This is a genomic window from Gemmatimonadaceae bacterium, from assembly GCA_036496605.1.
Taxonomy (GTDB): domain Bacteria; phylum Gemmatimonadota; class Gemmatimonadetes; order Gemmatimonadales; family Gemmatimonadaceae; genus AG2.
The window spans coordinates 1-23,872 of sequence record DASXKV010000042.1; the positions used below are offsets into that span (position 1 = coordinate 1).

Below are 23,872 nucleotides of genomic sequence, written 5' to 3' on the forward strand. Positions count from 1 at the left end.
CTGGTCGGCGCCGGCGACGGTGCCGAGCGTCCAGCGTTCCTGCGCAACGCCGTCCGCGTTCGTGTTCGACGAGCCGGCAAAGACGCTTCCTCCACCAGCCGTGACGTGGAAGTTGACTGCCTGGCCTTGAACCGGCGTCCCGTTTGCGTCGACCACGCGGACGACGAGCGCGGTTCCGAGCTCTTGCCCGACGACACCCGACTGCGCGTCGCCCGAGACGATGACGACCTTCGAGGGAGGGCCAGCTTGGTGAGGTCCAGTCGATGAGTCTTTGCTGCAGGCTGGCAACGCGAGGAGGAGAGTTGCCAGCGCGATGCGGCCCAGGCGATACGCCAAGGTTGCCCAATGCTTGCCAGGCAAGGTGAAACGGTGCTGCGCATGTAGGTGCATCATTTGGGATCCTGCTCAGCGACAGCGGCAGCGAGGTGCCTCCGCGAAAACCGGCGCGCTAGTGCAACCTCGATATCGCGGAGACTCTATTAAAACGGCCGTTTCCTGAAGCCGCCAGGACCGTGCCGTATGGTGGGGGCAGTCCCTCCCCCACCATATCGACCTTCACATGAGCTGCGGCGGCTCGAGAATGCTCCCCTCTCCGCGCGACTCGATGTCGACCGCTCTCCAGAGTCGTGCGGAGACGCGCTCGATGTCCGCTTCGTTCACGGCGACGCCTTCACCGAGGCGCTGGCCTTGTGGCCCGCACGCGACGAAGAGACGTCGACCGCTCAGGTCGAGGTAGGGAGCTTCGATCACGGTGTTACGATATAACCCATCTGGGCCCGGCTCCGGCGTGGGCGGGGTGGCGGCATTGGCGTGCGCGCCGCCATGGAGCTTGCTCGAGCGCGACGCAGCACCCCTCGGGAATTGAAGGACGCGCGTCATGGCCGCACCTCCTGCATGCCGTACCGGTCCCGAAGGGTGATTAACCAGTGAAGCGCCTCCGCTTGCAGCGTGCGGTCACCCGTGGTATGGACGCGGAGCACGAGTCGCCCCTCCGCATTTCGTAGATCCAGCGTGAGTGCGTCGTCACCTGGGCAGAGGGCATAGAAGCCACTGACACCAGGCGCGATCGGTTCGCCATCGCGTTCGGGGGTCCCGTGCTCGTTCGTTCGGCACTCCCACCCAAGTGACGGGTCACTCTTGGGCCCTTGGCCACAACCGAGTAGCTCATTCGCATAGTCGCGGCGCTCCTTCTTGAGTGCCGCTCTTTGAAACCGATTGCGCTCGTCGATATCAGGGATCTGGCGCGCCCGCGCTTCGATCTCACTCAGCCGAATAAGGCACTCGGCGTTGACGCCATCCAACGATTTCTGCACCTTGGCGTCCCGACTGCCACGCAGCTCATCCAGGAACTGACCATACTGCCTAACGGTAGATCGCGCCTGTTCGTCAGGAGGCAGAGTGATCGTCCGCACGGGCGCGGCGAGCAGTTGCTGGCGACGCGGCATTAGCTGGCCCTCCGCACGTCCTGCATGTTCTGGGACGTCTCGGCGAGCGCGCTCCTGCCTTGCTCCGTTACGGCGAAACGAAGCGCGCAGCGATCGCGGTAGTCGTTCTCGCGCAGCGCCTGACGATGGTCGATCTCGATGAGGTGCCGCTGTGCACGGCGCGCTGTTTCAGCGTCGGCGACGTAAACACCGGCCGCGTAGAACATGCCCCACCACGGCTGGCCATCGCGGAAAATGACCGCTCCGTCGAAGGGCTGATAGAAAGGCGACTGATGGACTGCAGGCGGAATCGCCGCGACACAGATGCGCGCTTGGTCGAAGGCGAGCCGCTGCGCTCTCGCAGACGCGGCAGCCATTTCGCGGCGCACGTGCTCGGGCTGTGGGCCGTCAGTCGAGATCGGAAATGCGTTGGGCGCGATCTCGTTGACGCGATCGGCGAGCTCGAGGTCTTGCTCAGTTGGATCGTGCATGGCTCCTCCTCGGTTGCGCCCGAGGCCGGGAGCGCACTACGTTGCGCGTGCAGGCCTTCGGGTCTGTGCGAGGGGCAGTCCGGAGACTTTCCAGGGTAGCCGGCTGCCCCTTGGTCATATCTGCGTATTGCCGAATCTAGGCAATACGTCGGCTATTGTCAAGATTCGGCAATTGCCTATATTCGGCAGTATGCGACTTCGCGTTGCCGAGATCCTCGATGAGCGCGGAATTACCGCCTACGAATTGGCGCGGCGCTCTGGCGGCCGCATAAGCTTATCAGCCGCCTATCGCTTCGGCCGAAACGAGTGGAAGTGTTTGTCCGAGGCCGTGCTCGAGGCGCTGTGCGACGTCCTCGACGTGGATCCGGGTGAGTTGCTCGAACGCGAAAAGAGGAAGCGGCGGTGACAACATGGATTCAGAGCGTGGCTTCGCTGGGCGTCCTTCCATGGTGGTGGGAGATTGTGCGTTCAGTCTTGCCCGGACTGTTCGCTCTCATCGGCGCGGCCGGCGGCGGCATTTTCGCTTTGCGACGTTACAAGGGTGAGCGGGCAATCGACCGACGTCTCGATTGGCATGAGCGGATCTGTCGCGCGCTTTATAAGCTGCGTTGGCATCTCGAGGTGTCGCTCAGCCTGGGACGCGCGAGCTCATGACGCGCTGGGGCGTCGGCCGTGCGACCGTCCTAGCGCGCCGGTTCAGAGCCGATCTTGGTTGGCCACGACTTCCTGATCGGGTCCCTTCGGCCTACGCCGACCAACCGAATATCCCTGAGGTCAAGAGCCAACTGCCGTCGGCACTCGCTGACGCTGGCGTGACGCGACAGCACGAGTAGTTTCGCGGCATGTCGACGATCGAGATCGCGTTGGCGCTGGCGCCCGAGGAGTGGGCGCAGCGGCGTGTGGCTGCGTTGCGATTGACGGCGTCGGAGATCTCGCGCCGGCGCGCAGGTTCGCGTGTGATCGACGTAGTGACTTCCGACCAGGTACTCAACGGTGAGTGATTTGCCAGCTTGGATCCAGGCCGGCGCTGCTGGCGTTCAGGCGGTCGCGGCGATCACGATTTACGTTGTCACTCGGCAATACGTGGCCCTTACTCGAGAGCTTGCCGGCGCTGCGAACGAGCAATTGAAACTGAATCGCCTTAGCCAGCTCGCCGAGGATAAGCAGCGTGCTGGCGCACTTCGCGGCCGGGCAGCGGGCATTGAAGCGCGCGTTAGCGACTTGCCGGAGCAGCCGGACGATACGGCATTCCGCACGCGCGCACTATGGACTGCCGATGAGATTGATGGCCTTCAGACTGCAGCAGCTCAGGTTTTCGGATTGGCCGCTGATGCAGCAGGCAAAGCGGCCGTCGAACTGACATGGTTGCGAGACCAAATCCAAGCGATCAGGGACGTTCCGATCAACATGGGGTACGATTACCCTCGATCCTTCCCAAACGAAGAGTGGCGCACCCGCCGCGCAGCCGCCCTTACGAGCCTCCGTGAACTCATGCAGCACGCGCTGATCTCTGCCGATCTCGCAGACAGTCAGGGAAAGCAGCTATCAGCTGCGAGCGCATTGCCGGGCAGGAGCGGATGAAGGATAGCCCTGGCGGATGTGGCGTCGTGTCGCGAACAAAACACCGATCGCCGGTATCGACCGCCGCGCTGTAGCTGAAACCATGATCGAGGTTTGGTGGACGGATGACGAGGGCCAGCGCTGGCGCGTGACCGACGTCGTCGCCGAGACGCGAGACGGCAAGCGTGTGCCCTGGCCGGTGCAGCTCGGCGACTCCTACGCGAAGTGGCGCGTGTTCACGCGAGATGATGGGAGCGCGCGCCGGGTCTATCGATTTCGCGACGAGCAGCACGGCGTGACCGGGCCAACGAGGCGGCGGCAGTTCCTGGCGAGCGAGCCGCAGTGAAGATGAGAGCGCTCTAATCTTGTACGCCTGGCGAAGCTATCCGCGGCGCCACATGTTTGGGGACCCACCTCATCGGAGTTCGCTGCAGTATGCGTCGCCGTCTCGCTATCACGTTTCTGCTGCTGCTGGCCGCTTGCGTCCTTCCCCAATACTCGCCACCGGCGCCGGCCGCGCCGCGAACCGGCACTACCGTCTCGGCGTCGTTCGGCAAGACGTGGGATTCGATGATCGATGTCTTCGCGGCCCGCAACATCCAGATCAAGACGATCGACCGGGCATCTGGCCTCATCGTAGCAGAACGCCAACGGGTCAGCGACGCCAACCCCGATGCGCTCGCTGACTGCGGCACGATGTCAAATGGCGGCGCGCATCTCTATCCGACTAACGCCGTCTGGAATGTGCTCGTCCGCGGCGACAGTAGTTCAGCAACCGTGAAAGCAACAGTGCGCTTCGCGTGGATCAATTCCGCTGCGGTTTCCGCACTTCATGTATCCGAGACTGATGCGACAAAGGAATGCGAGTCGCGCGGCGTGTGGGAGAGCGCGCTCGAACAACGCGTGAAGGCAACAGCCGAGGCCAAAAGTGCTAGCCGATGAGCGAGTTCACGTTGGATACGGGAGCGCCCTCGCAGAACTCCGCGCCGCCGCATCGCAACACGAGAGCCAGCTCCAGGCCGCGAGCTGGCTTGGGACGCGCGAGCTCATGACGCGCTGGGGCGTCGGCCGTGCGACCGTGCTCAGAATCCCGCGCGAGCAGTTGCCGTACCTGGAGTTCGGCTCGTCGAAGATGCGTCGGTATGCGCCCGACGATGTCGCGCGCTTCGAGGCCGAGCAGAAGTGCCCGGCGCAGGAGAAGGATTAGAGCGCTCTCATTTTCGCTCTCCCTCTCGCGCTGCTCCGGGTCGACAGCGTAGGTTCTCGCGACCGTCGACCCGGAGCTACTCGAGATCATGCCTGATGCGCACGAGGAGTTTTACCGCAGACAGCGTCAGGAAGATGAGAAAGAGAATGCATTCGCTCGCGAGCTATTCATCCGTGGGGTCGCCTTCATCCTGGATCTTCCAGGCGGGGTAAGCGCGCTGCTCAGCCGAGCGTTCGGCGAAGCGTCCAGTTATCTGGCGACGAAGCAAACCGGCCAGCTGGCGAGCCGCGTAGAGGACGTCGAAAGTCGTCTCGCTCGTTATGATGGCGGGTCGACGACGAGAATTAGCGGTGCGCGGGTTCAGCTCCTCGAAGTGACTCTGAACGCTGCGCTCCAGAAAATCTGGGACGGGGTTGACTCTGGTGAGGCAATGATAGCGCTGGGTCTCACTCCCGATGAGTATGGTGAGGCCGCGCACGAGCTCGAGGAACTCGGCCTCGTCTACGCGGATCCGAGCGCGACCCATGCGGCCGGCATTGTTCGCACGCGGATCCGCGAAGCCGCAGCGCTGCAAGTCGGTCCGACGCTACGACCGGATATCGACTGGGAGCGTGACGTTGCGAAGATCCTGATTTCAATCGTTCGCGATCGCACGGAGGGTTACCAGTTCGCGGTGCAGACCCTCGCTGAAAAGACTGAGATCCCGCCTCCAAGGCTCAGCCTTCTACTTGATGCGCTCGAAGCGTTAGGTCTGATCGAGGGAGGCGGGCCCGGGAGCTATGAGTTTGGCTCCTTCCATTTCGTTGACCTCACGATACGCGGCCGCCGTGTCCTCCGCGGCGACGCCTCCGTCCTCTAGCGGCGCGAGACCTGATGCGCAGATGAGACCCGCACAGTCGTTGGAGTTTTGGGCAAAAGCTGAGCATGTCCTCTGTGGGAGCTAACCCTCTCGACTATTCGGCGCACTGACTTCTGATGGTCTCGGGCGCCGCCTGTCGCGCGTCGTCTCGAACAGCTACGACGTTCGCGCGCATAGGCACGATCATCGATCGATACTGGCGCTCCTTGCGCGTTGTCTTCGGATTGTAGCGCGCGAGCCCCCGCTCTGTCCACGCATCGAACCGCGATCGGAACCACGCGACGCTCTTTCCGGACCGGAGACTTGCCTCACCCTCTGATAGGAATTCTCTATACTCACCACTCGCGTTCTCGATTTCGCGAAGCATGCGCTCGCGGGCGTCCGCCTCGGCGACGTATCCGTTGCGGCGAAGCATCGCAGCTTCGGCATGATGGTCGCGCAATACTTCCTCGAGAGTCTTCATGGACCTGTCAACGCTGGGGTGCAGGGATGCGAGTGCCGTCGTCGTTGTACCACGGCGAGCGCGCGAAGCCCCACGCCTGCCACATCACGTGAAAGAGCGTCCGCGCCACTGCTGGCGCTTCATCCCAGCCTGAAAGGAGCATCGGTTCGATTGGGACTTCGCCGAGACTGCTCGTCTTTTGCCCTGCTCTTCGCCCTGAGACGAGCATGACGCCGCTGACTCCGTGCAACCGCAGGCTTACGACAAGTGGCGTAGTGAGCAAGTCCTCAGCCGCGAGCTGTTGAGCTTCATCTAACGCATGGAGCACGTCGATCTCGACGCCGAGCCCAGACAGAGAGCGATTTCCTTGGCCATCGCTCTCTGTGTTGTCGATCTGAACGCATTCGATTCCGCTTTGACGAAGCAACATCGTCCATGCGTGAGCGCCGCCTTCAACGAAAGACCCGTACTCGGCCGCCAACCCATCAAGGCCGATACGAACATTGTTCGTCGTCCATCGAAAGGCACTTACATTGTTCCATCGCTGCTGGATCGCTCGAGGGGAAAGATCCATACCGCCGATCGGCGGGAAGAGTGGAATAAGATGAAGTGCGATGAAGTCTGCGCCTGCGCTTCCCTCCGGTTTCGCTGTGCTTAGAATGTTCGCACGATTCTCTGCGTACTCTCGAATTGCTCCCACGCGTTGCGCGATAACTTCCCGGGCGCGATCGTAGGCGGTCTCGCTTCTCATCGCGACCTCTCGGATCTGCTGGGCGTTCATCGGATCGTTGGACACCGTCCCGCGCATGTAGAACCGAGGACGATGGCTCTTCATGGTGATCATGTGCGGAGCTCGCGGACTCGCCGGCACTCGTATCACGTAGAGATAAGTGCCGTCGCCAGTAGGAATCGCTCGGTGTTGAACGTTCAGTATCCGCTCGTCGACACTGTCGCGGAGCAGATTCGTTACAGTCAGCTCGATGCGATCAGGCTGGAGCGGCATACCGCGAAGGTCGACGATTAGCCCGCGGTCTTCGCCCTCTCCCTCGACGGCGCCGTAGAGGATCGTCCCGCCCGAAGCATTTGCCATCGCGGTGACGTCCTGAAGGAGATCGAGCTTGCCAGAGTCGCTCACGTCGAGAACCTCCTTGTAGTCGAGCGTCCGATCCTCGCGCACTCGGCGTTCGATCATGTTCCGCGCGTGCTCAACCTTCAGTTCCGTGATGGGTACGGTGCGGATTGGCATTCGAGAAATTTACCCACAGCGTTACTCCGAACGCTGTGGGTGAGTCGAGTGGATAAGCGAGTTCTCACCCGACGAAGACGGCTGGAGAATGCCGTACAGCGAAGCTGCGATCACCAGTCGGCAGTGCACGGCAGCTCGAGAGGATGGTAACAACTGTCGCGCCTGGGCCTGCTGGGATGACCCTGAGCAGCGATTGTCAACACCGGAATAGAATTGCGCACTTTCACCGGGAAGAATTGCACACTTGGGGTCGGGGGCGAGCCTAGTTCGCTGTGACCTCCTGAGTGGCGTTCCGCCGTTTGAGAGCGGAGCGATCTGGTACATTGTGCCGGGGGTGAAGCGCCGACCGGAGCTCCGCATGTTGTCGCATCCGATAGCTGTTGCCGCGGATGTTGACGATGTGACAGTGATGTACGAGGCGATCGATCAGCGCCGCCGCCATCACCTCGTCCCCAAAGATCTCGCCCCATTCCTCGAAGCCCTTGTTCGACGTGAGTACCGTCGACGCGCGCTCGTAGCGCCGCGCGATCACCTGGAAGAAGAGCATCGCGCCGGTGCGCGTGATCGGCAGATAGCCAATCTCGTCAACGATGAGCAGACTTGGAAAGCTCAGCGTCTTGAGCCGGTGGATGAGGTGCCCCGCGGTCTGCGCCTCCTCAAGCGACGCGATCAGATCGCCTAACGTGCCGTAGTAGACCCGCCGGCCGCTCTCCGCCGCCGCAATCGCGAGACTGATCGCGAGGTGCGTCTTGCCGACCCCGGGTGGTCCGAGAAAAACGACATTCTCCTTGCGCTCGATGAAGCCTAACGTGTGCAAGCTCTCGAGCTGCTCGCGTTTGACGCTCGGCTGAAAACTGAATAGCTCGTTAGGCCCCGGCGCTCGACCGTAATGCCCGGGAGCGCCGAGAGCATCTCTGGCAGGAGCGGCCGGACGAGACTGCGCCGGGTCGTCCGCTCCACGGGTAGCACGAGCGGCTGGTATCCATGCGGGGCGAGCGGCTGCAGCGTCCCGCGCTCGTCCGCGTCAAAGCGCTCGCGCGGCACCGCGTTGAGCGTGCGGTGCACGCGCACATTCGCCACCTCGTCGAGCCACCGGCGTCGCTGCTCTTCACTCAACCGACCGGGCGATCGCCCGTCTCCGGGCAATTACGGCGGTCGCTTTTCAGCACAAAGCCCTATCAACGCTTACTGCACCGCTGGTCGGCGCGAAGTCTCACCCGAGTGTGCAATTCTCGCCGGTGATTCCGTGCAATTTGAACCCGGTGCTAACAGCGATGCGTCGCGCACGCTGGCCGCGGCCATCGCGGGCCGCGCTTGGCGATCACAGAGCGGAAAAGCGAGAAGACGCGCGCGGTCGCTTGCAGCTGCTCGGCCTTCGACTTCCCGCATCGGCCTGGCAGCGGCGCCTGCACGTGGCCGCACGAGTCTCCCGCCGTGGTCGAATCAACCACAGCGGTAACTGCGGAAACCACGGTGAAAACCACGGTCGTTATTGAGAGTGATGCTGAGGTCGCACGTGCTCGAGCAGCGCGACGCGAGCGGCTGCTCCGCTTCGTGCGTCAACCGGCCTCGGAAGTCATCTAAATAGTCAACATCTTCGCTGCGAAAACACCGTCGAAAACACCGTCGGCAAGCTGCAAAAACCTGCGCGAAAAGATGCGGGTGGCCCATGAAGGAGCGGTGAGCGTCGCGAACCCCATGGGCTTCGATCCAGTCAACGGTCAGCTACCATCCGCAATTACGTGTTGGCGTCTGTGGTACTGCACCGAGGACGACGTTGGGACTTAGGACGATCCCATCTGCGAACACACAGCCAATCGCGTATTCAGTTGCGCCTCCCAACTTCGCGTAGTCGAGGCACACGTTAATGGACCAACTCTTCGGAACGACTAAACCGTCGGCAAAGTGATAGGGCCAGTCGACGTGACATAGCTTTTGGCCTTCTTCCAAAGAACCGAGCGAGCGCTTATTCGCCGCTTCGGTTTGGATCACGCTGACGGCAATTGAACCGAGCGCCCCTATCAACGCCGCAACAGCCACCCAGTACGCACTGTCGCGACCCCTTTCGTTTGGCATGGCTGTCCTCCTCCGAATTCGCTTCCAGCGCACGAGGGCGGCGACCGTTCCGAGCGCGCCGTGCTGGTATAGACCTGCGCGAAATGAGTGCATTAAACAAGGGCAGAACCGCTAGGTCGACAGTGCATGAGAATTTTCTTAATCTGTTGTCGCACTCAAGGCGCCAGCGGCGCACGCGCCACCGGTGGCCCCATGCAGCGCGCCGTTACAGGGATTTTCTCCCTTTCTTCTTGGCCGCTGGGCCGCTGGCAGTCGGCGCACCAACCGCGATTCCGTAGAGCGAGTACTCCCAGGCATCTCCGGTCGCCGGCGCGGCCTATCGAGCACGTGAGTGCGAATTGCGCGTCCTCGACGACGAAATGCCGGCGACGTCGTGTGAGGTGGCCCATGGAGAATAGGAGATCGCGCCAGGACCCTATGCGTTGGGCACGACAAGCCAACGAGCTAACTCACCGGTAGCGCGCTCAAGCAGATTATGCACAGCCTATGTGTGCAGGCTTCTGGCCGCGCGATAGGGCAGGCTTACTTGTGCCTAGGCCCTATCAGCCGAATGGTTGCAGCTGGGGAATAGGACCGCGTTTTCAAGAAGCGCCGCACATGCGTCGCGAGTTCACGGCTCTGGGCAGGACTAAATCCGCTCAGCATTGCCTGGTGGATCAGACTCTTCTCCGCGATGAATTCGCGCTGGTCTTGAGCCGTCAGGAGCTCCAGCACTCGCTCGCCACGGCGCTCATTGAGCTTTCGCGCTATGCGCTCCTCCCACCAGTAGCGGACGAAGTCACTCAGCAATTCTGAGGACTCCGGGATTAGAGAGACGGCGAGTTCCTCGTCGCCCGATTCTGCCGTGCGCTCGATCTCATCAAGCACGTGACGTCGTAGGGCATCTGATAGCGCGGCTTGCGGGCGATCAGCCGAATGGTTCTCCGGACCGCCGCCGGTGAGCAGCCAATTGATGCTCAGACCCGCGCGAGCGAGTTGCAAGAGGGCCGGCGATGTTGGGGTGCTCGGATTCTTCGCGAACCAAGTCGATACGGTCGCCTTGCCCACGCCGAGTTGTTCAGCGAGGTGTTGTTGCGACTTGTAACGGGGATTCGCGCCCCTCAGGCACCACTCGCGCAGACGTTCGCGGATGGCCCTCGCCTCCTTCACCGGCAGCGACTTGATGCCTCCCTTGAGCTGCGTGCTCGAGGGCGTCCTCCGCGTTCGTGTCATTGGTTCGGTTAATTAGTCAGTCAGGTTTAGTGATCTGTCCGACTAATCTACATTTTGTCTTTCTTTCTACAAGCGTAGCTTTGCTCCGTTCGATCTTCACACGGAGGAGATATGGCAGACGAGAGAGTGTCGATCATGCGCGCGGCCGCCGCGCTGCGCCGGTCCTACAACCAGACCCTTCGTCTCGTGCTCGTAGGCGAGTTGCGGGGCGAGCAGGACGATCGGGGCCGCTGGTGGATCGACGCCGACGATCTCGCTCGTTATCTCCGCGAGCACTCGCGGCCCCAGGCCGCTGCTGTGGCCTAACGGAAACGCCATCTCGGGCGGAGATGGCGTTTCGCCATTCACAATTTGGTCGGCGTGCTCTGTCGAGGGCGAGCGCCGAAGGAGCAAAGATCGTGCGGAATACTACCAGCAAGGCTTTACGCTCGCAAGCGAAGCCTCACAGCGCCACGCCACTTTGGCCTCAGCACTCGAATCCGAAGTGTCCTTTCACAGAACTCTATCGGCGCCAGAGCGGACCAGCCTCTGAAGCTCTACGCTGGCCCGATCACACGGACCCGTTATGCACCTTCAGCGAGTTATTTCGTACCACGCGCCGACATCCCCCCAACCAGCGCCGCAGCTCGGTTCGCACGCTGCGCGAACTGCTCACCGAATCGCCTGTAGTCTCGAAGAAGCGTCGGCGCCGATCGCTGCGGTTGACGGTCGGCGATCTCCTCGGGCCCGATGCATTTCCCCTAACGACGACGGGAGCATCGAGTGAGGCGACGACGCCCAGCGCGGACGGAGCCGCTGCACTGCACGTGCGCGGTTCGGCCAGTGGCCCACGAGCAGCACGGAAAGCCGCAGAATCGAGCGGCGGATCATACGAATCCCCGTTGCCCGCACTCCGAACTCAGACGGACCACTCGAGAGAGCGAGCGCAAGAAGAAGACGCGGAATCTCCGGCTCACGTTCGAGGAACTGTTTTGAAGCAAGCGAGAAGTTGATGGGCGAGACGCTCAAGCCCTCGTACCGCTCTACTTTCGAGTCGCTCGCGGATGACGCGGATTTCCAGGAGCTCACGCCACTCGCCCAAGCGGTCTTCTGGTCGCTGAAACTGAAGCTTGGCCAGTATGGCATCGCCGTGTTCTACAAAGAGGCGTTGCCGGCCATGCATCGCCGCGCGACTGACCAGCAGATCCAACAGGCGCTGCGCGAACTGGAAGCGCCCAAGCTGGGGCGTTCGCATGGTTGGATCCGAACCGAGCGAAACGTCGTGTGGATCGTGAACGGGCTCAAGTTCGAACCATCGTTCACGATTACTAATCCGAATCATCGAACCGGCGTTGTGCGATTCGTCCGCAACCTGCCCAGGCTACCCATCGTGGAAGCGTTCATCACGCATTACGAACTTGACGCTACACCGGCGGGGGAATCTCCTTCACCGTCCCCTCCCCCAACCCATCCCCTATCCTATTCCCCATCCCATGGGGAATCACAAGAGAAGACGAAGACGGAGACAAGCCCAGACAACACAAGTCCATCTTCTTCTCCCGCGCGCGTGACGCCGCTGCACGGTCGGCTCGCCAGCGAGAACGACCGCGCGGCGCTCGACCTGCTACTCAGCGCTGTCTCGAATCCCAACACGTGGGTTGCCGACCTTGCGGCGTCCCTCGACGGCATGCCAGGCCACCGGCACGTCACGCCGATCGAGCTCGGAATCGCGCTGCGCGCCTACGCCAAAAATGGCGCCCTCAAGAATCCGAATTCCGCGCAATTCGACGGGTATCTCCGTCGCGCGAAGTCGAGTGAGCCAGATCGCGCGAAGACGCAGAACGGCGCCGTGCCCAGATCGACGGCCGCAGTCCCGTCTGCATACGGAAAACTTCTCGGCGGCTGAACGAATGTCACTCTCTAAGCTCGATACTCACATCGCATCGCGGCCTGCCGTTTGTCCGAACTGCCGAGGTGCATCGGTCGAACTGCAATTCCATCGCGAGTGGCGTTTCATCCCGATGCGCTGTGCGAGCTGCGTGTCGGAAGAGGAGGCTCGGACTGAACGCGAACGGCACGAACAACTTTGCCGCGAACGGCTGGCCGCACTGGTGGTCCCGTCGCTTTACGGGACGGTAACGTTTGAAAACTTTGAGATCCATGGCGACGCCGAATCCAGAGCTGCGCTCGCTCGTGCTCTGGAATACGCAAAAGCTTACGTGGTGTCGTGGCCTAACGCCCCAGTGATCAGCGTGTTCTCGGGTGCGTGTGGAACGGGGAAGGGCCACCTGGTCTGGTCGATCGCGAAAAGGCTTGCCGGTGAACGCGCCGTGCTGAGTCGCGTCGTCGTCCTTTCGGACGTTATTCGCGATCTCCGTGAGGCGTGGGGCACACACGAGAGTGGCCCCAGTGAGGCACAGCGCCTCGCGAAATACCGCTCGCCCGAATTCCTCACCGTCGACGAAGTATCTCGGCACGCCTTCTTTGGTCAGCCGCAACAGCATCTCTATGATCTGATCGCATGGCGCGAGGAACGGCAGAAGCCGACGATCCTAACGACAAACGATCGAGGAGAGGAGCTCGTGGCTCTGCTCGGACCGGCGATCTCGAGCCGAGCGGCCGGCTGGCGTGGATTTATCGATTTCGGCGGTGCAGACTATCGCGTTTCCTACGGGCTCCGCCGATGATGCGCCGCTGGTTACCCCGTCGTCCGAGCCCCACGTTCAAGGATCTTGGCGCGATCCTCGGCGAGCCGATCGACGCGCCCGACAGAAGGGCCGCAGAGCGGCTTGCGATCTTCCGCTACGGCCGTCCCATAATGGTCGAGATGCTCGCGCGCACTGGCGCGCAGACGGCGACCGAATCAGGGGAGCCGCGGCGCTGATGGCCTCACTCGCACAACTTCCGCTCCGATGGCGTGAGCGAGCTGCCGCGCTCGATCGCTACGCGCCTGGCGCCGGTGTCGCGCTTCGCGAAGCGGCCGTGGAACTCGAGTCGGCCTTGCAGACCGTCGAGGAGGTCCGTAGCGCGAGGGTTGAACGGGCCGAAGAATTCGTACTATCTCAACTCGCAGATCCGACGAGAAGGCACACAACTTCTGAGCTGCGCACGGCTGCACGCGGTCGCCGGATCTCGAACGCGGCACTCGCGCGCGCGCTGAAAGTGCTTGGTGCACAGTCCACAATTCGATTCGACTTGGAAGCGCGCGGCGCCAAGCACTGGCATCTCGCGCGGAGTGGCGAATGACGACACTCACGCTCGAGCAGGTCCTTGCCGACGCGCGCGAACACGCGAGCACGTTGAAAATCACTGGGAACTCGGGTCAGGCGGCGTATCTCGAGCAGCTTCTCGATTGCGTCGCCAGCCTCACTGAGGACGTGCGGATGTTCGTCGGCGAATCGGATGCGGCGCTCGCGTCGGGCCTGGCCGAGAGGACGCTGCGGCGACGCTTCAACGAGTGGCTCGAGACGGGGCACGCGCGCTACAATGTGCGCAATGAGCGCGAGTACCGGCTCGATATTGTGCGGAGAAAGCCGGGTCGTGAACGCGCGATCCGCGCACGCGTGCGCCGTCGCCTAGGCCGGAGTGCGGTGACATGAGCCCGAACCGGAAAGAGCTCGAGCGATTCGGCCGCCGCGGCCGCAAGGATTACGTGCGCGTCGTGCGCGAGCCGGTTCGTCGCGTCTCGCATGTGCGCGTGCTCTGGAAGGATGCGACCGGCCGGAAGGTTGAGTCGTTCCCTGATAACCGCGCGGGCATTGCCGACGCGAAGCTATTCGCCGAAACGCTTCACGAGGAGCTGCGCGCCGGCCCGTGGCAAGCCGCGCCAGCAGCGGCCGCTGAGCGACCACGCCTAACGAATCGCCAAATTCGCGAAAAGTACGAGGATGCGCACGCCGCAGACTGGCGGTCGAAAACGCTCGTCGGATTCCGGCGACAGTGGTCGAAGTACGAGCTCTTCGCCGATCGCGACGCACCGGCCGACGCCACAACGCGCGAGTTGCTCGACCAGTTCAAAGCGCAGCTCGTCGCGCGCGGCCATTCGGTGAATCAGGTGCGGCATATCTTGCACGCGGTCATCCATGTATTTCGTTGGGCTGTCGATCGCGATCTGATCGAGCCAACGAAAGTCACGAATTACGTCGTGAAGTTCGGCCGCGATGCGCAGCGCCAGCGCGCGGTCATGACGGAATTCAGCGCGGGCGAGCGAGAACGGATCCTCGCCCAGCTGTCGCCGCGCGAGAACCGGTTATGGCGACCGCACGTTGCGAATACACTCGTCGGCTACTGCGGCGTTCGGATCAATGCCGCCCTCCACCTGACATGGCCTGACGTCGATTTCGCGGGCGAGCAGATCCGCTGGCGCGCGGAGACCGACAAAATGGGGAAGGAGCGCTGGCAGCCTATGCCGACGCCCGTGAAAGAGGCGCTCTGGATCGCGTATGGCTGGCGGTGCGCCGAGGAGTACACGGGACCGTTTGTGCTCTTTGGCGTCCAGCGCCGCACGCGCGGTCACGCGCTCAAGCGGCGGGACACGCATCATGCGGTCGCCAGGACGACGCTGGAGGGCGTGACGGTGCGGGAGAAGCCCTGGACCTACTCCGCGTATGTCGCGGCCCTCCACGCGGCCGAGCGGCGCGCCGGGATCGATCCGGTGAAGTGGCGCGGTGCCCACGGATTCCGCCGCGGTATCGCCGGCGACCTGTTCGCGCGGACCGGTTCAGAGAAGACCGCAGCAGAGTGGTTAGGCGACAAGGATGTGCAGATCGTCCGCGATCACTACTTGCTCACGCGCAAAGAGGAGATGCGCAAGCTCGCGGCGCTCGTGAGCGCGCCGGCGCCGAGCCCCGAAACAACCCGAAAGGGCGAAGCTCAAACGCTACCGAATGCAAACACCCTCGCTGTGGACGAGGGCGGAGCAGGGTTAACCCCTGAATCGACCACCTTAACAGAGAGCCAGCGGTCGGGATTGAACCGACGACCGCTCGATTACGAATCGAGTGCTCTACCACTGAGCTACGCTGGCGTTAGCAACTGCTCAATGCCCTGGCGCGGACTCGAACCGCGACGCCTTGCGGCACCACCCCCTCAAGATGGCGTGTCTACCAATTTCACCACCAGGGCGCATTGAACATCTTCTAAACATCTATGCTACGGAGCCGACGGGGCTCGAACCCGCGACCTCTCGAGTGACAGTCGAGTGCTCTAACCAAGCTGAGCTACGGCTCCTTGCTCGCTTGCGCTCGCAGGAGCGCTTACCAGCCTAACGATTCCTTATTCCCCATCCATTCCCCTAAATAGCCCGTACGGGAATCGAACCCGTCTTTGCACCGTGAAAGGGTGCCGTCCTAGCCGATAGACGAACGGGCCCTGACGGGCCGCAGTGAAATAGCGGTAACGGGATTCGAACCCGTGTTTGAGCCTTGAGAGGGCTCCGTCCTAGTCCCCTAGACGATACCGCCAGATGCAACCGCCGGAGGCGGTTGCCTCTGGCAGTAGTTGCTCGCTTGCGCTCGCAACAAGCCTATATGGTGTCGCGCGCGCTTCGCTTGCGCTCCTCCCGCTTATCAAACAGCCCTAACCCCTACCACCCTAAACCCTAGACCCTCGTTGACAGGCCGGGAGGGACTTGAACCCCCAACCGCTGGTTTTGGAGACCAGTGCTCTACCAATTGAGCTACCGACCTAAGGGTGACTGAGGGGACTTGAACCCCCAACCCCCGGAGCCACAGTCCGGTGCTCTAACCGGTTGAGCTACAGTCACCATGGCTGCCATTTGCGGCAGTACAGAGACCTGGAATTTTAAGTCCGTCGGAACACCTAATCAACCCAAGTCCTTATCCACCAAACACCAATCACCAACCACTCTACTTCGCTCGCTCCTGATACTCACCCGTCGACGGATTCACGCGAACCCTGTCACCCGTACCGATGAATTCGGGCACCTGGATCGTAACGCCATTCTCGAGCTTCGCCGGCTTTGTCGAAGACGTCTTCGTCGCTGTCTTCATGACCGGCGCCGTATCGACGATCTCGAGCGTCAGGGAATTCGGCATGCGGATGCCGACCGGCCGACCGTTGTAGTACTCCGCCTGGATCTTCATCCCCGGCTGCATCCACGGCGCGTTTTCGCCGAGCGTCTCCTCGTCCATCTCGAGCTGGTCGTAGTTCTCGGTGTTCATGAAGTGATACGTGCCCGCCGCGTCATACATGTACTCGAGCTCGTGGGTTTCCATCGACGCCGGCTCGATCGAGTCGGCGGCCCGAAAACGATGCTCGAACGACGAGCCGTTTCGCAGGTTCTTGAGCTTCGCCTGCACCATCGCGCGCAGATTCCCGGGCGTGTGGTGCCGGAACTCGACCACGCGAACCGGATCGCCCTCGAAGACGATCACCATGCCGCGTCGGATTTGGGTTGCCGGAATTGCCATACGGATGAACTCGATCTGAATAGTTTGCGACTGCCGAGAGCAGCCTTAAAAGCTAGACACGTGCTGGCTTACGGACCAGTGGCGTTGTCATGCTGAGGGAGCAACAGATGCGAGATCGCTCGCGGCTCGAGCTCAATCTCGCAACTCGTTGCTGCCTTCTCGCGGCTCGGAGCTGGGCTCGCCGATGGTGGGTGAGAGGCGTGCGTGCCACATCGAAAAAGCCGGAGCTCATTACTCACCTCTCGCTTCTCGAGCTCGGCCTCGACGCGACTCGTGCCGAAATTCCGCGAAGAATCCATATAAGGGCTTCGCTCAGGATTACGGTTTGGCTCTCAGCACCGGCTCCAGACTCCTCCACACATTGTCAGCCACGATGTGCTCGCCGCGCTGATTGGGATGCATCCCGTCAGCTTGATTGAGACTGCGGTCGCCCGCTACGCCTTGCAGCAAGAACGGCACGAGCGTCGCGCCCGTTTCGCGTGCGACCTCACCGAACAGCGTGTGAAACGCCGTCGTGTATTCCTGACCCATGTTCGGCGGCGCCTCCATCTGCACGAGCATCACGTGCGCTGCCGGACGCGCCGTTCGAATTCTCGAAAGAACCTCCTCGAGGTTCTGCCGCACCGCCGCGATCGGCGTCCCGCGCAATCCATCATTTGCTCCGCTCTCGACGAGTACCACATCGAAGTTGCCGCGAAGCAGCCAGTCGAGCCGGCGAAGCAGCCCCGCCGTCGTCTCGCCGCTCACACCGGCGTTCACCACATCAAACGGCAGGTGCGCTGCTTCGATCTTCTCCTGAATCAGCTGCGGATACGCGCTGTCCGGGTTCAAGCCGAGTCCCGCGGTGAGACTGGTGCCTATGAATAGAACCGTGCGCGCACCAGCGGTCGGTGCAACACTCGACGCCGTGGCGCGTACGGAGTCCGTGCGTGCCGAGGTGCTAGCTTTCGCTACCGTATCGGCAAGCGCGGCGCTGTCATCGCCCTTGGCGCCTTTGCAGCTCGACGCGAGTGCTATCGCGAGGACGACCAGTGGTGTCGTCCAACGGCCTACCAGCTTCGTCATTCTCATGCTCGTTGCTCGTCACCTCACAAAACAATATCGCAGCGGCGAGCATGAGCTCACCGTTCTGCGCGATGTGAACTTCAGCCTGCCGCAGGGCGCCTTCGTGGCAATCGTCGGTCCGTCCGGCAGTGGAAAGACGACCCTACTCGGGCTGCTCGCCGGATTGGATACCCCAACGAGCGGCACCGTGCTCCTCGACGACGACGATTTCTCGGCGATGGACGAGGACGCGCGCGCCCGGCTGCGTGGGGAGAAAGTTGGTTTCGTCTTCCAGAGCTTTCAATTGATCCAGACGCTGACCGCGCTCGAGAACGTGCAGGTGCCCCTCGAGCTCCGCGGCGACGCGGGCGCTGACGTCCGCGCCCGCGAGCTGCTCCGACGCGTCGGACTCGGCGATCGGCTGCACCATTTCCCCACGCAGCTTTCCGGCGGTGAGCAGCAGCGCGTCGCGATCGCGCGGGCGTTCTCCAACGCGCCACGCATTCTGTTCGCCGACGAACCGACGGGGAATCTGGATAGCGACACCGGTGGCCGAATCGTCGAATTGCTCGAAGCGCTCAACCGTGAATCGAACTCGACGGTCGTGCTCGTGACGCACGACGCCGCGCTCGCGGGCCGCGCGCAACGGATCATCCGACTCAGCGACGGCCGCGTGGTATCTGACAGCGCAGCGGAGCAGGCCGCATGAGCGAGGGGAGCGAGGGCGCGGCGCGAGCGACTCCAAACCGCTGGTCCCGGCTCATCGGCCTCGCCTGGCGCGAAAGCCGGACGGCGCGGCGGCGGTTGTTGCTCTACATGTCGTCCATCTCGTTAGGTGTGGCGGCGCTCGTCGCGATCGATTCCTTCGCCGCGAACGTCACCGACTCCGTTCGCGACCAGTCGAGGGCGCTCCTCGGCGGAGATGCTTCGCTCACGTCCGGTGATCGCTACACGCCGAAGCTGCTCCACATCCTCGACTCCCTCAAAGCGCTGGGAATCGCCGAAGCGCAGTCGACGAACTTCGCGTCGATGGCGCTGGTGCCGCGCTCGGGTGGAACGCGCCTCGTGCAGGTCCGCGCGGTGAGTGAGGGCTATCCATTCTACGGCAACATCACGAGCGATCCCGACTCGGCCTGGCCTGCGCTGCAGCGTGGACCGAACGTCGTCGTCGATCCGGCGCTCCTCGTCTCACTCGACGCGCGCATCGGCGACACGGTCACGTTAGGTATGGAGCGCTTCGTCATCACGGGAACGCTCAAGAGCGTGCCCGGTGAAGTCGGCATCAGCGCGACAATCGGGCCGCGCGTCTACATCCCCGAGCGGTATCTCGAGAAGACGCGACTGCTCGTGTTTGGCAGCCGAGCGGATTACGAGACGCTTTTCCGATTGCCTAACGGCGGCGACCAGACGAAGTTCGCGGCGAGCCTTCGCAAAGCGATCGGCGGTGAACGCGCGCGCGTGCGCACGGTGAAGGACACCGAGATCAACCTCACGCAGGCCATCGATCAGCTCCGCGACTTTCTCGGTGTTGTCGGACTCGTCGCGCTCTTGCTTGGAGGCATCGGTGTGGCGAGCGGCGTACACGCCTTCGTGATGCGCAAGATCGACACGGTCGCCGTACTGCGCTGCCTTGGCGCAACCAGTTGGCAGGTCCTCGCGATTTACGTCGTGCAGGCCGCCGTGATGGGCCTGCTCGGTGCGGCGCTCGGCGGTGTGCTTGGCATTGGTTTCCAATTGCTCCTGCCGCTCGGCTTGCAGGATTTCCTTCCAGTCGATGTGTCGGTGCACCTGGCACCGGCGTCGATCGGGCTGGGTCTCATCGTTGGCGTATGGGTCGCGCTGGTTTTTTCGCTGCGACCGCTCGTCGCGTTGCGACGCATCTCGCCATTGCAAGCTCTTCGGCGCGAGGCAGACGCAACCGTGTTGCGGCTGCGGGGACTCGACCCTCTTCGAGCACTCGTCTCGCTGGCGATCGTTGCGAGCGTCGTCTTGCTCGCGCTCTCGCGGGCCGGCAACGTGCGCCGCGGGATTGGTTTCAGCGTCGCCATCTTCCTCGCGGTCGGCGCGTTGTTCGGAACCGCGGTGCTGTTCTCCAGCCTCGCGCGACGGATGGTGCGGCCGCGCTGGCCCTTCGTGCTGCGCCAGGGCATCGCAAGCTTGTACCGACCGGGGAACCAGACGCGCGCCGTGGTCCTGTCGTTGGGTTTTGGTGTCTTCCTGATGAGCACTCTCTATCAGGTTCATCACAGCTTGCTCAAGACGCTCGACGTGAAGCTGACCCAGGCGCGCGCGAATCTCGTCTTCTTCGACGTGCAGCAGGATCAGGAGACGGGCATTGATTCGATAATCCAGGCGAATGGGTTCGGCGTCGTGCAGCAGGTGCCGCTGGTGACGATGCGTGTCGCCGCGATCAATGGGCGCACCTCGGCGCAGCTCATGGGCGATACCGTTGCGACGGCGAGCGGCCGACGCGAGCGCCGGTCGGTCTGGCCGCTCCGTCGCGAATATCGCTCGACCTACCGCGACGAGCCCACACCCTCGGAACGGATCGTCGAAGGCAAGTGGTTCACCCCAACGACCGACTCGACGACGCTTCCGGAGGTCTCGATCGAGGTCGGCGTCGCCCGCGAGCTGCGGTTGCACATCGGCGACACGATCACGTGGAATGTGCAGGGCGTGCAAGTGCCGACTCGCGTAACGAGCTTCCGCGAAGTGAACTGGGCGCGGTTCGAGCCGAACTTCTTCGCGGTCTTTCAATCGCGCGCGCTCCGGAACGCGCCGCGGCAGTTCGTGATCCTCTCGCAGGTTCCGGGGGCCACGGCCGTCGCCCGCGTCCAGCGAGGCGTCGTACGCGCCTACCCCAACGTCTCGAGCATCGATCTCACGCTGGTCCAGCGGACCGTGATGGACGTGCTCGGCAAGGTGACGATGGCGATCCGGTTCATGGCGCTGGTGAGCCTCGCGTTAGGCATCCCGGTGCTCTTCAGCGCCGTCGCCGCAACGCGTCGCGAGCGACTCCGCGAGGGCGTTCTTCTCAAGACCCTCGGCGCCACTCGCCGGCAGATTGGTCGGATCATGCTCGCCGAATACGCGGTGCTGGGTGCGCTCGGGAGCCTCGCGGGCGTCGCGCTGTCATTCGGAGGATCATGGGCGCTCACGCACTGGATCTTCCACGTCGCGTTCGCGCCGTCGGTGATTCCGGTGCTGCTGGTGGCGCTCGCGATGGTGCTGCTCGCCGTCACGATCGGTCTGGCGACCGGTCGCGAGGTGTTCAGGCAGACGCCGATGGTGGCGCTGCGCGAAGCCTAACGATCAAGGCTGGAAGGAAAAGCCGGACGGCGCGCTCGGAAACGACGACGTCGTCTCTGACATGCGCGCCGCGCAGGACAGAAAGAGGCCGGTCGTGAACGCGAGGAAGGCGCGCTGCCAGAACTTCGAGTCGAACTTCATTGTAAGCGGCGAACTGGGGGCGGGAGCGGTGGACCGGACACGAAGATGCCGGGCGGCCGGCGCGTGTGGGAGTGCGCACGGCGAGGACGATCGAACCCCGGTCGGCGAAACCTACTGGCGGGACCACACCCTGTCAGCCGCCGGATAGCCACCGCTGGATGGCATTCAGCAGGAGCGACTCGTCGACGATGGGCTTCGTGATGTAATCGTTGAAGCCCGCGTCGAGAAAGCGTTCGCGGTCTCCTGCCATCGCGTGCGCCGTGAGCGCGATGATCGGGAGATGGCGCATCCGTCCATCACGGCGAATCTCGGCGAGGATCTCGTTCCCATCCATTCCGGGCAGCGAGATGTCGAGCAGCACGAGATCGGGGAGAGCGCGGGCGAGGCCATCGAGTGCTTGGGGCCCATTGTCATACTCGACTATCTTGTACCGATCGCCGAGGATGGCAGTGAGCAGGAGTCGGTTGTCAGCGTTGTCTTCGACGACGGCGATGGTAGGCTTGGACATTCGGTGAGCGGTGAGTCGACATCAAGCAATTCCCGCTGCACCGTCGCGAGCGAGTGAAATTGGTGGTTGGGAAGTCCGATTCACCAACAACCAATAACGAACAACCAACAACCAATCACGCCTAACAAGTCTACTGCTGGCGCGGTCGAAAGCGATTCGGCAGGCCGACCAGATTCTCGCAGCGAATTCCAGGAGCGAGCGTAGAGTCGGCGCGTTTACGATAACAGGTTGCGACGAGATCGCGTATGCCAGCGCCAAGCTCTCGTTGCAGTATCGCGGTATGCTCCGGGTCTGGATCGAGGTCCCGCACGATGGGTAGCTCGCTCGCCGCCTTGGCGAATTCCTGCCGCGCTCCGCGCGCGTCCCCATTCTCGAATCGCTCCTTCATGCGCGCGATGTGCGCGCGAATTTCAGCGGCCGCCGCGCCGGCGCCTATTCCCCTCCGTTCTCCGGCGCGCTGAGCGCGCTCGATGTCGGGCTGGATTTGCGTGAGCATCGAATCCATGCGCGACAGCTCGGCGAGTGGAATTTTGTCGACCATGCGTCTCACCGAATCGGCGAGCTTCTGCTCGAACGTGGCCGGTGCGGAAGGGTGTGTCATGTGCAGCGGAGCCGAGACCGAGGGCGTTGACATGACCGGCGTGCGCGACATCGAGTCGGCATGCACGACCGACGGAGGAGTTGGCGGCGTAGCGACACTGGCAACGGCAGTCGTGTCAGTCAAGCTCGTGGAGCTCGATGCCGAGTCGCGAGATGTCATGACGGCAGCATCCGGATGACGCGCGTACACCTGTGCGACAACGGCGACGGCGACGAGACACGCCGCCGCAATCGCCCACGGAAGCGCACGACGGCGCGCCACTGAATCGTCGACTCGAGGAGAAGCTGACCGCTTCACGTTAGGCGTCTCGGGCGCCACGGCGACGGGCCGAGACACGCCTGCTGTCGTCGCGACTGCCGTCGCCGCGGCTGCCGTCGCCGGTTGCCCGGCCTCGGCGACCCGCAGCACTTCACGCCCAAAGTCGGCAACGCTGTCGTAGCGATCTGCAGCCTCGGGCGCGATGGCGCGGTCGAGGGCCTGTTGCAGGCCCGCCGGCCACGCGACGTCCGGCCGCACCTCGGCGAGCGTATTCGGCCGCGACGTCAATCGCCTGACGAGCGTCTCTTTCGACGTGAGCTTCGGGTACGGCAGCTCGCCGGTGAGCATGTTGAACAGCAAGAGACCGAGCGAGTACACGTCGGTTCGATGATCGAGCTTCTCCCCGGCGAGCTGTTCGGGACTCATGTACTCCGGCGTGCCCAGCGATACGCCGGCCGTAGTCACAGTCTGCGAGCCGGTGCCGTCGCGTTGAATCGTCTTCGCGATCCCGAAGTCGACGACCTTCACCCAGTCGCTACCGTCGAGATGGCGCGCGATCATGACGTTCTCGGGCTTGAGATCGCGATGCACGATTCCGAGATGGTGCGCGGCATAGAGCGCGTCGGCGATCTGCTTCGTGATCTGCGCGGCCCGAACCGGCGGGAGCGCCCCCGTGCTCGCCACGACGCGGTCGAGCGTTTCACCGTCGATGTACTCCATCGCGAGATACAGCGTTCCGTCCGCCATCTCGCCGAAGTCGTAGACCTGAGCAACGTTCGGATGGTTGATCTTGCACGCGTTGGCCGCTTCGCGGTTGAAGCGCGAGATCGCGTCGGCGGTGGTCGCGAGCGCGGGATTGATCACCTTCACCGCACTCTTCCGTCCCATACGCACGTGCTCGGCGAGATACACGCGTCCCATCCCGCCCTCGCCGATCACCGAGAGAATCTGATAGCGATCGGCGATCAGCTGGCCGATGAGTGGATCGTTTGACGCTTCCGGAGTCTCTCTCATTGGCGTGTGGTACACTGTCGTGTCGCCAGTGTGTCCACAAGCGGCAAGCCGAAAATGAAGGCTACTCGCA

At 62.9% G+C, this 23,872-nt stretch carries 32 protein-coding genes and 7 tRNA genes; 16 read left to right on the forward strand and 23 right to left on the reverse strand.

All coding sequences use genetic code 11. From position 1 onward, the window contains the following. The 4 genes from VGH98_16620 to VGH98_16635 all read right to left on the reverse strand — a co-directional run. A partial coding sequence (locus VGH98_16620) for an Ig-like domain-containing protein (protein ID HEY2377605.1) occupies positions 1–393 on the reverse strand: 393 nt, incomplete at its 3' end. A gap of 162 nt (positions 394–555) precedes the next feature. Then, positions 556–879, reverse strand: coding sequence for a hypothetical protein (locus VGH98_16625; GenBank protein HEY2377606.1), 324 nt, complete (start codon positions 877–879; stop codon positions 556–558). Continuing rightward, positions 876–1,445, reverse strand: coding sequence for a hypothetical protein (locus VGH98_16630; protein ID HEY2377607.1), 570 nt, complete (start codon positions 1,443–1,445; stop codon positions 876–878). Before VGH98_16630 ends, VGH98_16625 begins: the two co-directional genes overlap by 4 nt. Further along, entirely contained in the window at positions 1,445–1,915 is a 471-nt protein-coding gene (locus VGH98_16635) for a hypothetical protein (protein HEY2377608.1), read from the reverse strand. The genes VGH98_16630 and VGH98_16635 overlap by 1 nt, the downstream gene beginning before the upstream one ends. 190 nt (positions 1,916–2,105) lie before the next feature. Here VGH98_16635 and VGH98_16640 point away from each other — a divergent pair, with 190 nt between their 5' ends. From VGH98_16640 to VGH98_16675, 8 genes are all read left to right on the forward strand, one after another. Next, entirely contained in the window at positions 2,106–2,321 is a 216-nt protein-coding gene (locus VGH98_16640; protein HEY2377609.1) for a helix-turn-helix transcriptional regulator, read from the forward strand. Further along, on the forward strand, positions 2,318–2,569 hold the full coding sequence (locus VGH98_16645) for a hypothetical protein (GenBank protein HEY2377610.1): 252 nt from the start codon (positions 2,318–2,320) through the stop codon (positions 2,567–2,569). Before VGH98_16640 ends, VGH98_16645 begins: the two co-directional genes overlap by 4 nt. A 188-nt stretch (positions 2,570–2,757) precedes the next feature. Continuing rightward, on the forward strand, positions 2,758–2,916 hold the full coding sequence (locus VGH98_16650) for a hypothetical protein (GenBank protein ID HEY2377611.1): 159 nt from the start codon (positions 2,758–2,760) through the stop codon (positions 2,914–2,916). A gap of 82 nt (positions 2,917–2,998) precedes the next feature. Further along, positions 2,999–3,496 (forward strand): hypothetical protein, encoded by a 498-nt coding sequence (locus tag VGH98_16655; GenBank protein ID HEY2377612.1) that lies wholly within the window; start codon positions 2,999–3,001, stop codon positions 3,494–3,496. Positions 3,497–3,512: 16 nt separating this feature from the next. Next, on the forward strand, positions 3,513–3,821 hold the full coding sequence (locus tag VGH98_16660; protein HEY2377613.1) for a hypothetical protein: 309 nt from the start codon (positions 3,513–3,515) through the stop codon (positions 3,819–3,821). Positions 3,822–4,045: 224 nt separating this feature from the next. Then, a complete protein-coding gene (locus VGH98_16665; protein HEY2377614.1) occupies positions 4,046–4,417 on the forward strand; it encodes a hypothetical protein in 372 nt (123 codons plus the stop codon). Next, on the forward strand, positions 4,404–4,682 hold the full coding sequence (locus VGH98_16670; protein HEY2377615.1) for a hypothetical protein: 279 nt from the start codon (positions 4,404–4,406) through the stop codon (positions 4,680–4,682). Before VGH98_16665 ends, VGH98_16670 begins: the two co-directional genes overlap by 14 nt. Positions 4,683–4,770: 88 nt before the next feature. Then, positions 4,771–5,541: a hypothetical protein gene (locus tag VGH98_16675; protein ID HEY2377616.1), complete on the forward strand. Its 771-nt coding sequence runs from the start codon at positions 4,771–4,773 to the stop codon at positions 5,539–5,541. 94 nt (positions 5,542–5,635) lie between these two features. On the opposite strand, the gene VGH98_16680 is transcribed toward VGH98_16675, so the two are convergent. The 6 genes from VGH98_16680 to VGH98_16705 all read right to left on the reverse strand — a co-directional run bounded on the left by VGH98_16680 (position 5,636) and on the right by VGH98_16705 (position 10,517). Then, the gene (locus tag VGH98_16680) at positions 5,636–6,004 is read right to left on the reverse strand and encodes a hypothetical protein (protein HEY2377617.1); all 369 of its coding nucleotides are present in this window, start codon (positions 6,002–6,004) and stop codon (positions 5,636–5,638) included. 7 nt (positions 6,005–6,011) lie between these two features. Continuing rightward, on the reverse strand, positions 6,012–7,229 hold the full coding sequence (locus tag VGH98_16685) for an ATP-binding protein (GenBank protein HEY2377618.1): 1,218 nt from the start codon (positions 7,227–7,229) through the stop codon (positions 6,012–6,014). A 262-nt stretch (positions 7,230–7,491) separates the two neighbouring features. Beyond that, on the reverse strand, positions 7,492–8,046 hold the full coding sequence (istB, locus tag VGH98_16690) for an IS21-like element helper ATPase IstB (GenBank protein HEY2377619.1): 555 nt from the start codon (positions 8,044–8,046) through the stop codon (positions 7,492–7,494). Continuing rightward, positions 8,034–8,345, reverse strand: coding sequence for a hypothetical protein (locus tag VGH98_16695; protein HEY2377620.1), 312 nt, complete (start codon positions 8,343–8,345; stop codon positions 8,034–8,036). Before VGH98_16695 ends, istB begins: the two co-directional genes overlap by 13 nt. A gap of 609 nt (positions 8,346–8,954) precedes the next feature. Then, positions 8,955–9,305, reverse strand: a complete 351-nt coding sequence (locus tag VGH98_16700) for a hypothetical protein (protein HEY2377621.1) — start codon at positions 9,303–9,305, stop codon at positions 8,955–8,957. Positions 9,306–9,827: 522 nt separating this feature from the next. Next, the gene (locus VGH98_16705) at positions 9,828–10,517 is read right to left on the reverse strand and encodes a helix-turn-helix domain-containing protein (protein HEY2377622.1); all 690 of its coding nucleotides are present in this window, start codon (positions 10,515–10,517) and stop codon (positions 9,828–9,830) included. A gap of 111 nt (positions 10,518–10,628) precedes the next feature. Here VGH98_16705 and VGH98_16710 point away from each other — a divergent pair, with 111 nt between their 5' ends. From VGH98_16710 to VGH98_16735, 6 genes are all read left to right on the forward strand, one after another. Continuing rightward, complete coding sequence (locus VGH98_16710; protein HEY2377623.1) at positions 10,629–10,823, forward strand: hypothetical protein; 195 nt, start codon at positions 10,629–10,631, stop codon at positions 10,821–10,823. 685 nt (positions 10,824–11,508) lie between these two features. Further along, positions 11,509–12,402, forward strand: a complete 894-nt coding sequence (locus tag VGH98_16715) for a hypothetical protein (protein ID HEY2377624.1) — start codon at positions 11,509–11,511, stop codon at positions 12,400–12,402. 337 nt (positions 12,403–12,739) lie between these two features. Next, the gene (locus VGH98_16720; protein HEY2377625.1) at positions 12,740–13,183 is read left to right on the forward strand and encodes an ATP-binding protein; all 444 of its coding nucleotides are present in this window, start codon (positions 12,740–12,742) and stop codon (positions 13,181–13,183) included. Then, the gene (locus VGH98_16725; GenBank protein ID HEY2377626.1) at positions 13,180–13,380 is read left to right on the forward strand and encodes a hypothetical protein; all 201 of its coding nucleotides are present in this window, start codon (positions 13,180–13,182) and stop codon (positions 13,378–13,380) included. Before VGH98_16720 ends, VGH98_16725 begins: the two co-directional genes overlap by 4 nt. After that, a complete protein-coding gene (locus tag VGH98_16730; protein HEY2377627.1) occupies positions 13,380–13,742 on the forward strand; it encodes a hypothetical protein in 363 nt (120 codons plus the stop codon). The genes VGH98_16725 and VGH98_16730 overlap by 1 nt, the downstream gene beginning before the upstream one ends. Continuing rightward, positions 13,739–14,095 carry a hypothetical protein gene (locus VGH98_16735; GenBank protein HEY2377628.1) on the forward strand — a complete coding sequence of 119 codons (357 nt, stop codon included), beginning with the start codon at positions 13,739–13,741 and terminating at the stop codon, positions 14,093–14,095. Before VGH98_16730 ends, VGH98_16735 begins: the two co-directional genes overlap by 4 nt. 254 nt (positions 14,096–14,349) lie before the next feature. Here the strand turns inward: VGH98_16735 and VGH98_16740 are convergent, their stop codons facing one another. From VGH98_16740 to VGH98_16785, 10 genes are all read right to left on the reverse strand, one after another. Next, positions 14,350–14,568, reverse strand: coding sequence for a hypothetical protein (locus VGH98_16740; protein HEY2377629.1), 219 nt, complete (start codon positions 14,566–14,568; stop codon positions 14,350–14,352). Positions 14,569–15,450: 882 nt separating this feature from the next. Further along, positions 15,451–15,522: transfer RNA gene (locus tag VGH98_16745), tRNA-Thr, on the reverse strand. A 16-nt stretch (positions 15,523–15,538) separates the two neighbouring features. Then, positions 15,539–15,620: transfer RNA gene (locus VGH98_16750), tRNA-Leu, on the reverse strand. Positions 15,621–15,650: 30 nt separating this feature from the next. Next, positions 15,651–15,725: transfer RNA gene (locus VGH98_16755), tRNA-Asp, on the reverse strand. Between the two features lie 69 nt (positions 15,726–15,794). Continuing rightward, positions 15,795–15,866: transfer RNA gene (locus tag VGH98_16760), tRNA-Glu, on the reverse strand. 19 nt (positions 15,867–15,885) lie between these two features. Continuing rightward, positions 15,886–15,958: transfer RNA gene (locus tag VGH98_16765), tRNA-Glu, on the reverse strand. A 152-nt stretch (positions 15,959–16,110) separates the two neighbouring features. After that, a tRNA-Trp gene (locus VGH98_16770) sits at positions 16,111–16,183 on the reverse strand. A 3-nt stretch (positions 16,184–16,186) separates the two neighbouring features. Then, positions 16,187–16,260: transfer RNA gene (locus tag VGH98_16775), tRNA-His, on the reverse strand. Between the two features lie 103 nt (positions 16,261–16,363). After that, on the reverse strand, positions 16,364–16,927 hold the full coding sequence (gene efp / locus VGH98_16780; protein HEY2377630.1) for an elongation factor P: 564 nt from the start codon (positions 16,925–16,927) through the stop codon (positions 16,364–16,366). 318 nt (positions 16,928–17,245) lie between these two features. Next, on the reverse strand, positions 17,246–17,992 hold the full coding sequence (locus VGH98_16785; protein HEY2377631.1) for an arylesterase: 747 nt from the start codon (positions 17,990–17,992) through the stop codon (positions 17,246–17,248). A 4-nt stretch (positions 17,993–17,996) separates the two neighbouring features. Here VGH98_16785 and VGH98_16790 point away from each other — a divergent pair, with 4 nt between their 5' ends. Beyond that, positions 17,997–18,680 carry an ABC transporter ATP-binding protein gene (locus tag VGH98_16790; protein HEY2377632.1) on the forward strand — a complete coding sequence of 228 codons (684 nt, stop codon included), beginning with the start codon at positions 17,997–17,999 and terminating at the stop codon, positions 18,678–18,680. After that, on the forward strand, positions 18,677–21,280 hold the full coding sequence (locus VGH98_16795; protein HEY2377633.1) for an FtsX-like permease family protein: 2,604 nt from the start codon (positions 18,677–18,679) through the stop codon (positions 21,278–21,280). Before VGH98_16790 ends, VGH98_16795 begins: the two co-directional genes overlap by 4 nt. A 3-nt stretch (positions 21,281–21,283) precedes the next feature. On the opposite strand, the gene VGH98_16800 is transcribed toward VGH98_16795, so the two are convergent. The 3 genes from VGH98_16800 to VGH98_16810 form a co-directional block, all read right to left on the reverse strand. Then, complete coding sequence (locus tag VGH98_16800; protein ID HEY2377634.1) at positions 21,284–21,421, reverse strand: hypothetical protein; 138 nt, start codon at positions 21,419–21,421, stop codon at positions 21,284–21,286. Between the two features lie 133 nt (positions 21,422–21,554). Then, entirely contained in the window at positions 21,555–21,929 is a 375-nt protein-coding gene (locus tag VGH98_16805) for a response regulator (protein HEY2377635.1), read from the reverse strand. Between the two features lie 130 nt (positions 21,930–22,059). Beyond that, positions 22,060–23,802 carry a serine/threonine-protein kinase gene (locus tag VGH98_16810; GenBank protein HEY2377636.1) on the reverse strand — a complete coding sequence of 581 codons (1,743 nt, stop codon included), beginning with the start codon at positions 23,800–23,802 and terminating at the stop codon, positions 22,060–22,062. Positions 23,803–23,872 lie beyond the last annotated feature (70 nt).